The sequence below is a fragment of the Streptomyces sp. NPDC005374 genome, assembly GCF_042872225.1.
Classification (GTDB): domain Bacteria; phylum Actinomycetota; class Actinomycetes; order Streptomycetales; family Streptomycetaceae; genus Streptomyces.
In genome coordinates this window covers 249,929-258,800 of record NZ_JBIAKA010000015.1, presented here as the reverse complement: position 1 = coordinate 258,800, position 8,872 = coordinate 249,929, and the positions used below count along the sequence as shown (strand labels likewise).

The window sequence follows — 8,872 nt, the reverse complement described above, 5'->3', positions numbered from 1 at the left end:
GTCGTCAACGCCACCGGCGACGCCGCCCCCGACGCCTGGCGACGCGTCGTCGCCCTGCTCATCCACTCCCTCGAAGCCCCGGCACGCGGCACCCTGCCGGCCCCACCCGGGCACGAACCCCTCTACAAGGCCATGCTCCGCGCAGGCCAAACCACCTCCACACCGACACCGGGCAAGAACAACTGACCTCGGGAACCATGCTGAGACGTTGCTCAGGCGGTTGCCGAGTTCGGCTCTACGGCCGGGGAGGGGGGCGGTCGGCGACCCAGCTCAGCAGCATCCTGAGGGCTTCGGCCGTCGGTGAGCCGGACTGGGGCAGGTGGAGGCCGACCCCGAGCGCAGGAGCGGCACGGTCAGTGCCGTGGGATGCCGCCAGCGGTCGGGAGGCGTGTTTGTCGACTGCCCTGTGTGCCGAGGCCGCGGCGCAGTGCAGTGAGCATGTCGGCGAGTACGCGTCTGCCCACCGCGGACTCGGGGATGAGGCCTCCGTGCAGGACCCCCGGGTAGAGGGCGAGTTCGGTGGGGACGTCGGCGTGTGCGAGGCGCTGGGCGTAGTCGATGTCCTCGTCGCGGAACGGGTCGTACTGGCAGGCGGAGATGAATGCGGGAGGCAGTGCGGACAGGTCCTCGGCGCGGGCGGGTGCGGCGTAGGGGGAGACGTCAGTGCTGCCGCGGCGGCCCTCGCCGAGGTAGCAGTCCCAACTGACCTGTGTGGCGCGGCTGTTCCACAGTGGGACGTCGTCGTAGGCGCGCATCGACGGTGTCTGGAGGCGGTCGTCGAGTTCGGGGACGCCCAGGTACTGGAAGCACAGTGCGGGTCCGCCCCGGTCGCGGGCGAGGAGGGTCACCGCGGCGGCGAGGCCGCCTCCGGCGCTCTCCCCGGCGATGCCGAGGCGCTCGGGGTCGATGCCCAGTTCGCTCGCCGCCTTCGCGGTCCACAACAGAGCCGCATAGCAGTCCTCCAGCCCGGCGGGGAAGGGGTGTTCCGGGGCGAGCCGGTATTCGACGGAGACCACGACCGTGCCGACCTCGGCGGCGATGCGGGTGGCGGTGGCGTCGAACTGATCGACGCTGCCCATGATGAACCCGCCGCCGTGGAGGAACAGCAGGCCGGGCAACAGGCCGTCGCGCTCGGCGGGCGTGTGGACGCGGACCAGGACGTCGGGTGCGCCCTCGGGGCCGGGGACGGTGAGGTCACGGCTGGTGATCGGGATGTCCGGCTCGTAGGACGGCAGTCCGTTGCGGACCGCTGCCTCACCTATGGCGCGCAGTTCACGGAAGTCCGCGAACGGTCCGTTCGGGAGCATTTCGAGCCAGGGCGTGATCTCGGGGTCGTATGCGTAGGTCATGGGATCACCTCGAGTGGACGGGCGAGGACGGTGGGCAAGGGTTGCGCCTGAGGAGGATCGCGCCGCCGCGGTGGACTGCCGCGGCGGCGCGATCCTGCTTCGACCGGGCAGGAAACAGGTCGGCTTCTGTTCAGAGACTGAAGACGAGTTCGGCCTGGTCGCGCTTGGTGGTGTGCAGGTCCCAGTAGACGGGGGAGATCTCTTCGGGCTGGGCGGTCGGGAAGCCGGGGACGGCCGGGGTGCCGATCGACACGTCGATGCCGACGTGGGCGGCCTGGATACCGGTGCCGTCGAGTTCCTTGTGAAGGTTGATCGCCCAGTTGCGCAGCGCCGCGGCGGCGGCGTTCACGTTGCCGACCTGCGGTACGGGGTCGATGGAACCGGCGCCGGTGGTGAACAGCAGGGTGCCCGAGCCGGCCTCCCGCATCGCTGGCAGTACGGCCTTGGTGGCGGCGATGGCCCCGTAGAGCTGGAACTCGATCTCGTGCTGGACGTGGGCCGGTTCGGCCGCGGCGGGGGTGACCATCGTCGTGGTCAGGCCCGCGACCGGGGAGTACTCCAGGACGTCGATGCCGCCGAACTGCGCGGCGGCGTCCTTGAGGGCCTGGGTGAGCGCGTCGCGGTCGAGAACGTCCGCGGGGAACGCGGCGGCGGTGATGCCCTCGGCGGTGAGCTCGGCGACGAGACCGTCGAGCTTGTCGCGGTTGCGGGAGATCAGGGCGACGTCCAGGCCCTGGGAGCCGAAGGTCCGGGCGATGGCCAGGCCCAGCTGGGGGCCGGCTCCGATGATGGCGATGCTGGTCACAGCGATCCTTTCCAAAAGCGTGGCGAAGGGAGAAGGTATTCGGAAAGACCTATCCATATCGAGATTCGGATAGGTCTTTCCGGTTCGACACGGTCAGCCTACCACCAGAAATGGATAGGGTGTACCGCTTGCCGGGTGGGCCGTAGAAACGCCGGTGCCCGGCACCCTGACGGCCGGCCAGGGCGGCGGGAGAAACGCCCGGTTCGGGTCAGAGGCGGATGACGATGAGAGCGGTGTCGTCGGTGTTGCCGGTGGGTGGGAGCAGCTCGGTCAGGAGCGCGTCGGCCAGATCCTCGGGGTCCGCGTACCGATGGCGGGTGAGGGCCTTGGCGAGACGGTCCAGGCCGGTGTCGATGTCGTCGGTGCGGCGTTCGATCAGGCCGTCGGTGTAGAGAACCAGCGCGGCGCCCTCGTCGAAGGGCATGGTGGCCTCCGGGCGGGTGGCGTGTTCGGGGCTGGCGCCCAGCGGCGGGTCGGTGGCCTGGTCCAGGAAGGTCACCGTTCCGTCGGGGCTGAGCAGAGCGGGCGGAAGGTGGCCCGCGCTGCTGTAGGTGAGGGTGCGGTTGCCCCAGTCGATGAAGGCCGTCGCCGCCGTGGTCGACTCGGCGCCGTCGACGGAGCGGGCGTACAGCCCGAGGGCCTCCAGGGCTCGGGCGGGGCCGTCGGCGACGCGGGTGGCGGCGCTCAGCGCGCTGCGCAGCTGGCCCATGACGCAGGCGGCCGCCAGGCCGTGGCCGACCACGTCACCGACGGCCACCGCGAGGCAGTCGTCGGGCAGGTCGACGAGGTCGTACCAGTCACCGCACACGTTCAGGGCGCCGACGGCGGGCCGGTAGCGTACGGCCGCCTGATGGTGGTCCAGGGGGCCGGGAGCCGGCAGCAGGGCCTCCTGGAGTGCCAGGGCGACCTCGCGTTCGTGGGCGTGTGCCTTGCGCAGGCGTTCGTTCACCTCCTGGAGCTCTCTGGCGCGGGTGTACAGCTCGGCCTCCAGCACGCGGGCCCGGCTGCCGCCGCTCGGTCCGCCGCGGGCGTGGATGAGCTCGGTCACCTCCTCGACCCGGTGTACGAGCAGGGTCACTTTCCCGTCGGCGCCGAGTACGGGTGCGTTGACCGGGCTCCAGAAGTGTTCCAGCCAGTGACCGGGCCGTCGGGGGTCCTCGATGTCGTAGCGGAGCACCGCCATGGTGTCGCGCTCGCCGGTGGCCACCGCGCGAAGCATCGAGTCCCGGGTCTCCCGCATGCCGCCCGCGGCCGAATCATTGGGGTTCTCGGGGAAGACGTCGAAGATGTAGCGGCCCAGCAACTGCTCGCGGGCGCGACCGGTGAGCCGTACGAAGTCGTCGTTGACGTCGACGTACACCAGCTCGGGTGTCAGCAGTGCCACCATGCCGGGCAGGGCCCGGAACACCGCTGCGTAGTCGATCTGCGGTTTCCTCATGTGCAGCCTGCCTCGGCATGAGCCATCCTGATGTGATTTTCCACGATAGATGCGAACAGGCCGACGTCTCGACAGCTACCGTCATCACGCGATACCGAACGGCTGGGTTCGTTTTTGTCGTGCACGTGGCCGCTGCCCGGTCGTCCCAGTCCCGGAAGGACCCACTTCAATGCGTTATGCAGTCCTCGGTACCGGCATCGTCGGCCGGACCATCGCCGGCAAGCTCGCCTCCCTCGGCCACGACGTGGTCATCGGCACCCGCGATCCCGGAGCCACCCTCGCCCGTACCGAACCGGACGGTATGGGCAACCCGCCGTTCGCCCAGTGGCACGCCGACCACGGTCAGGTGCGTCTGGAGACCTTCGAGGCGGCGGCGGCCTTCGGCGAGTCGATCGTCAACACCACCGCCGGCGAGCGCAGCCTCGAGGCCTTGGAGGCTGCCGGCGCACCCAGCCTGAACGGCAAGGTCCTCATCGATGTGGCCAACCCGCTGGACTTCTCGGCCGGGATGCCGCCGACGCTGGACCCGGTCAACACCGACAGTCTCGGCGAACGCATCCAGCGTGCCTTCCCTGACGCGAAGGTGGTCAAGACCCTCAACACGATGAACTGTCTCGTCATGGTGGAGCCGGCCCGGGTGGCAGGGGACCACACGGTGTTCGTCAGCGGTGACGACACCGGCGCCAAGAAGGCCGTCACCGCCATGCTGGGCTCCTTCGGCTGGCCCGAAGCGAGCGTCATCGACCTGGGCGACATCACCACCGCCCGCGGCACCGAGATGCTCCTGCCGATCTGGCTGCGCCTGTACGGCGCGCTCGGTCACGGCGACTTCAACTTCCATGTCCAGGGCGCCCGCCCCGGAGCCTGATCGCCGACTTCGGCAACTGCTGGACTGTCACCGACTTGAGGCCCGCAACCTTTGCCTTCGCTACCGGGCCCCGCCGTGACGATCGGCGTCGGAGCGGTGCCCGGCCTCCTGCGCCCCCTCGGCCTCGACCATGTTCTCCCGCCCCATTGTGTTGAGCCGTGCGGCCCCCTACTGTTCGGCTTTGCCTGAGTCTGTTCGATGTTGATTGCTCAGGCGGTAGGAGGCCGCAGTGCGAGGTGTTCGGACCGACTCGGAGACAGCCAGACCCGGTCGCCGTAGGTGGTGGAGGGCGGTCGTCGCGACGGCCGCGACCATCGCCCTGGGCGCGGGCCTGACCGCACCCGCCATGGCACGGGAGGCGGGCGGCCAAGCAGCCGTCGCGGCGCCCGCCGCCGACACACAGGCGCACACGGTGAGTCTCGACGGCTACTCGTTCCTCGTCGACGGCAAGCGCACCTACCTCTGGTCCGGCGAGTTCCACTCCTTCCGGCTCCCGAGCCCCGACCTGTGGCGGGACATCTTCCAGAAGATGAAGGCCGCCGGCTTCAACTCGACCTCGTTGTACTTCGACTGGGGATACCACTCGCCCAAGCCGGGCGTGTACGACTTCAGCGGCGTGCGCGACGTCGACAAGCTCCTCGACATGGCCGAGGAAGCCGGGCTGTACGTCATCGCGCGCCCGGCGCCGTACATCAACGCGGAGGTCGACAGTGGCGGTCTGCCCGGCTGGCTGACCACCAAGGCGGAGAACAACCGCAGTGACGACCCGCGGTTCCTCAAGTACGCCGACGAGTGGCTGACGCAGATCGACCGGATCATCGCCCGGCACCAACTCACCAACGGCACCGGCTCGGTCATCGCCTACCAGGTCGAGAACGAGTACTACAACGGCTCCGCGGCCGCCCGCTCCTACATGCAGCACCTTGAGGACAAGGCCCGCGCCGACGGCATCACCGTGCCGCTGACCGGCAACAACAACGGCACCTTCAACTCCGGTGCCGGCGCCCTGGACGTGGACGGCCCGGACTCCTACCCGCAGGGCTTCGACTGCTCGAACCCCTCGAAGTGGAACGGCGTCCCCGACATCAGCTACGACCACCCGGCCGGCAAGCCGCTGTACTCCCCGGAGTTCCAGGGCGGCGCCTTCGACCCGTGGGGCGGGCCCGGCTACGACAAGTGCGCCCAGCTGATCAACGACCAGTTCGCCAACGTCTTCTACAAGCAGAACATCGCGGTCGGCGCGACCGCGCAGAGCTTCTACATGACCTACGGCGGCACCAACTGGGGCTGGCTGAGCATGCCCCAGAACTACACGTCCTACGACTACGGAGCCGCGATCCGCGAGACACGGCAGCTCGATCCGAAGTACGACGAGGACAAGCTGATCGGCTACTTCACCCAGTCGATGGCCCCGCTGACCAAGACCGACGCGATCAGGACCACGCCGCCGGACGACTCCGCGGTCGTCGACACCGCCCGCATGAACCCCGACACCAAGACGCAGTTCCACGTGCTGCGGCACGGGAACTCCACGTCCACGGCGGTCGACAGGACGCACATCTCGCTGGACTTCAACGCCCAGCCGGCCGGGGACACCAGCTACACCTGGGACGACCCCGACTCCACGCTGCAGTACACGGGTTCGTGGTCGCACGTGGCCGACCAGAGCTACACCGGCGGCGACTACAAGCACACCGAGTCGTTCTCCAACAAGGCCGGTGACTCGCTCACCGTCCCCTTCGACGGCACCGCGATCCGCTGGATCGGCTCGAAGACGAACAACCACGGCAACGCCGACGTCTACCTCGACGGCACCAAGGTGGCGACGGTCGACGACTCCGGCGCCGAGAACCAGGCGGTCGTCTTCCAGAAGACCGGCCTGACGCCCGGGGCGCACACCCTGAAGATCGTCGTCGCCGGGAACCACGGCTCGGGATCGACCGACAACTACGTGGCCATCGACGCCATCGACGTGCCGACGGGTACCGCCGCGGACGAGCCGACCTACCCGGTCGTCCCCCAGCAGCCCGGCACCGCGATCACCCTCGACGGACGCGACTCCCACGTGATCGTGGCGAACTACCGGCTCGGGGACGCGCAGTTGCAGTACTCGACCTCGGAGATGATGACCAACGCGACCATCGGCGACCGGGACGTCGCCGTGCTCTACGGCGACGCGGACAGCGACGGCGAAACCGTCCTGCGCTACTCCTCCAAGCCCACCGTGACCGCCACCGGCGGTACGGTCACGACCACTTGGGACCCGGCCACCGGCGATCTGCGGCTCGACTACACCCACAAGGGTCTGATTCGGATCAGCGTCAGCGGCGGCGGACAGCGCCCGCTGCTGCTGCTCGTGGGCGACAAGGCTACCGCGAAGACCTTCTGGCGCCAGGACACCGCGACCGGCCCGGTCCTCGTACGCGGCACGCACCTGCTGCGAACGGCGACCAGCCTGAACGGCGGCCGTACCGTGGCGCTCACCGGCGACAACGCCGACGACAAGAACATCGAGGTGTTCACCTCGGCGGCCCGCGTCACCTGGAACGGGCAGAAGGTGGACACCAAAGCCGGCGACACCCGGAGCCTCACCGGGAAGATCCAGACGGCCGCCGCGATCCACCTGCCGGCGCTGACGAACTGGAAGCAGGCCGAGGAGTCCCCGGAGGCGGCCCCCGGCTTCGACGACACCAGCTGGCAGGTGGCCGACAAGGCGACCACCAACAGCGTCTCCGGCGTCAACGCGCTGCCGGTGCTCTACGCGGACGACTACGGCTTCCACACCGGCAACACCTGGTACCGCGGCCGCTTCCACGCCACCGGCAAGGAGACCGGCATCCACCTGGTCTCCGACTCCGGCGGAGGTGCCCAGGCGTTCACCGCATGGCTCAACGGAACGTTCCTGGGAAGCTCGACCACAGGCAGCGCCGACTTCACCTTCCCGGCCGGTTCGGTCAAGTCCGAGGGCGACAACGTCCTTTCCGTGCTCACCGTGAACATGGGGCACGAGGAGGACTACAACTCGACCAACGGCAACAAGACCGCGCGCGGCCTGACCAGCGCCTCCCTCGTCGGAGCCCCGCTGACCTCCGTCACCTGGCGGCTCCAGGGCGTACGCGGTGGCGAGGACCTCCAGGACACCGTGCGCGGCCCGCTGTCGACGGGCGGCCTGTACGGCGAGCGGGCGGGCTGGTCCCTCCCGGGCTACCCGGACGGCAACTGGAAGCAGGTGTCCCTGCCGTCCAAGGACACCCGCCCCGGCGTCTCCTGGTACCGCGACGACGTCAAGCTCGACCTGCCCCGCGGCCAGGACACCTCACTCGGCCTGACGTTCACCGACGACCCGTCACGCAAGTACCGTGCCACGGTCTTCGTGAACGGCTGGCAGGTCGGCAACTACGTCAACTACCTCGGTCCGCAGCACACGTTCCCCGTCCCCAACGGAATCCTGAACCCGAACGGCCGCAACAGCATCGCCATCGCCGTGTGGAACCTGGACGGCAGCACCGGCGGCCTCGGCAAGGTCTCCCTGACCGACTACGGCAGCTACGCCTCGTCCCTGCGCGTCGCGCAGAACGACAGCCCGCGCTACGACGCCCGGAAGTACGCCATGCCGAAGCGTCCGGGAGCCGATGTCGCGCTGGACGTGCCCGACACCGCTCAGCCGGGGCAGACCTTCACTGCCCGGACGACCGTGCGGGTGCCGAAGGGCGCGTCGTCCGCGTCCCGGCTGACGGCCTCGCTCGCCGTACCCGACGGCTGGAGCGCGAGCGCCACAAGTGCCCAGTCCCTCAAGCGCCTGCAGCCGGGCGGATCGGCCGCCTTCACCTGGAAGGTCCAGCCACCGGCCGGGACTCTGCCCTCCGCCTCGGCACTGACCACCACGGTGCACTACGTCCAGAACGGGCGGCAGGCCACCGGTGGCGACGAGCGCATCATCGGCGGGATCCCGCCGGCTCCGTCAGCCGGGAAGAGCGCGGTGAGCGACTTGCCGTTCCTGTCCGCGACCAACGGATGGGGGCCGGTGGAGCGGGACAGCAGCGTCGGCGAGCAGGCGGCCGGGGACGGCCGTGCGATCAGTGTGGCCGGCGTGGGTTACGCCAAGGGCCTCGGCACCAATGCGCTCAGCGACGTCCAGATCTACCTCGGCGGAAACTGTTCGCGGTTGACGGCGGAGGTGGGCGTCGACGACGAGACGAGCGGTGCGGGAACCGTGACCTTCTCCGTGATCGCCGACGGCAGGACCCTGGTGACCACGCCGACGATCCGCGGCCGACAGGCCGCCGTGCCGATCGACGTCGACGTCAGCGGCGCACAGGTGGTCGACCTCAAGGTCGGCGACGCCGGTGACGGCAACGGCAACGACCACGGCGACTGGGGGGTGCCGACACTGACGTGCTCCTGAGCGGCGC

5 protein-coding genes and 1 pseudogene are annotated in these 8,872 nt (G+C 69.5%); 3 read left to right on the top strand and 3 right to left on the bottom strand.

Annotated features, from left to right (window positions below; genetic code table 11):
• A pseudogene (locus tag ACFYRX_RS33830) lies at nucleotides 1-186 on the top strand (TetR/AcrR family transcriptional regulator); the annotation flags it as partial.
• A gap of 167 nt (nucleotides 187-353) precedes the next feature.
• Here the strand turns inward: ACFYRX_RS33830 and ACFYRX_RS33825 are convergent.
• The 3 genes from ACFYRX_RS33825 to ACFYRX_RS33815 form a co-directional block, all read right to left on the bottom strand.
• A complete protein-coding gene (locus ACFYRX_RS33825) occupies nucleotides 354-1,349 on the bottom strand; it encodes an alpha/beta hydrolase (protein WP_389108112.1) in 996 nt (331 codons plus the stop codon).
• 130 nt (nucleotides 1,350-1,479) lie between these two features.
• On the bottom strand, nucleotides 1,480-2,154 hold the full coding sequence (locus ACFYRX_RS33820) for an SDR family NAD(P)-dependent oxidoreductase (RefSeq protein WP_389108109.1): 675 nt from the start codon (nucleotides 2,152-2,154) through the stop codon (nucleotides 1,480-1,482).
• 208 nt (nucleotides 2,155-2,362) lie between these two features.
• Nucleotides 2,363-3,592: a PP2C family protein-serine/threonine phosphatase gene (locus ACFYRX_RS33815; RefSeq protein WP_389108106.1), complete on the bottom strand. Its 1,230-nt coding sequence runs from the start codon at nucleotides 3,590-3,592 to the stop codon at nucleotides 2,363-2,365.
• Nucleotides 3,593-3,761: 169 nt separating this feature from the next.
• Between ACFYRX_RS33815 and ACFYRX_RS33810 the strand changes: the two genes are divergently transcribed.
• Both ACFYRX_RS33810 and ACFYRX_RS33805 read left to right on the top strand, forming a co-directional pair.
• Nucleotides 3,762-4,460 (top strand): NADPH-dependent F420 reductase, encoded by a 699-nt coding sequence (locus ACFYRX_RS33810; protein WP_389108104.1) that lies wholly within the window; start codon nucleotides 3,762-3,764, stop codon nucleotides 4,458-4,460.
• A 229-nt stretch (nucleotides 4,461-4,689) separates the two neighbouring features.
• On the top strand, nucleotides 4,690-8,865 hold the full coding sequence (locus tag ACFYRX_RS33805; protein ID WP_389108101.1) for a beta-galactosidase: 4,176 nt from the start codon (nucleotides 4,690-4,692) through the stop codon (nucleotides 8,863-8,865).
• Nucleotides 8,866-8,872 lie beyond the last annotated feature (7 nt).

What these genes read in the sequence shown, in the direction of transcription:
- ACFYRX_RS33825 (WP_389108112.1), bottom strand. Translation starts at nt 1,349, where the DNA reads ATGACCTACGCATACGACCCCGAGATCACGCCCTGGCTCGAAATGCTC.
- ACFYRX_RS33815 (WP_389108106.1), bottom strand. Translation starts at nt 3,592, where the DNA reads ATGAGGAAACCGCAGATCGACTACGCAGCGGTGTTCCGGGCCCTGCCC.
- ACFYRX_RS33810 (WP_389108104.1), top strand. Translation starts at nt 3,762, where the DNA reads ATGCGTTATGCAGTCCTCGGTACCGGCATCGTCGGCCGGACCATCGCC.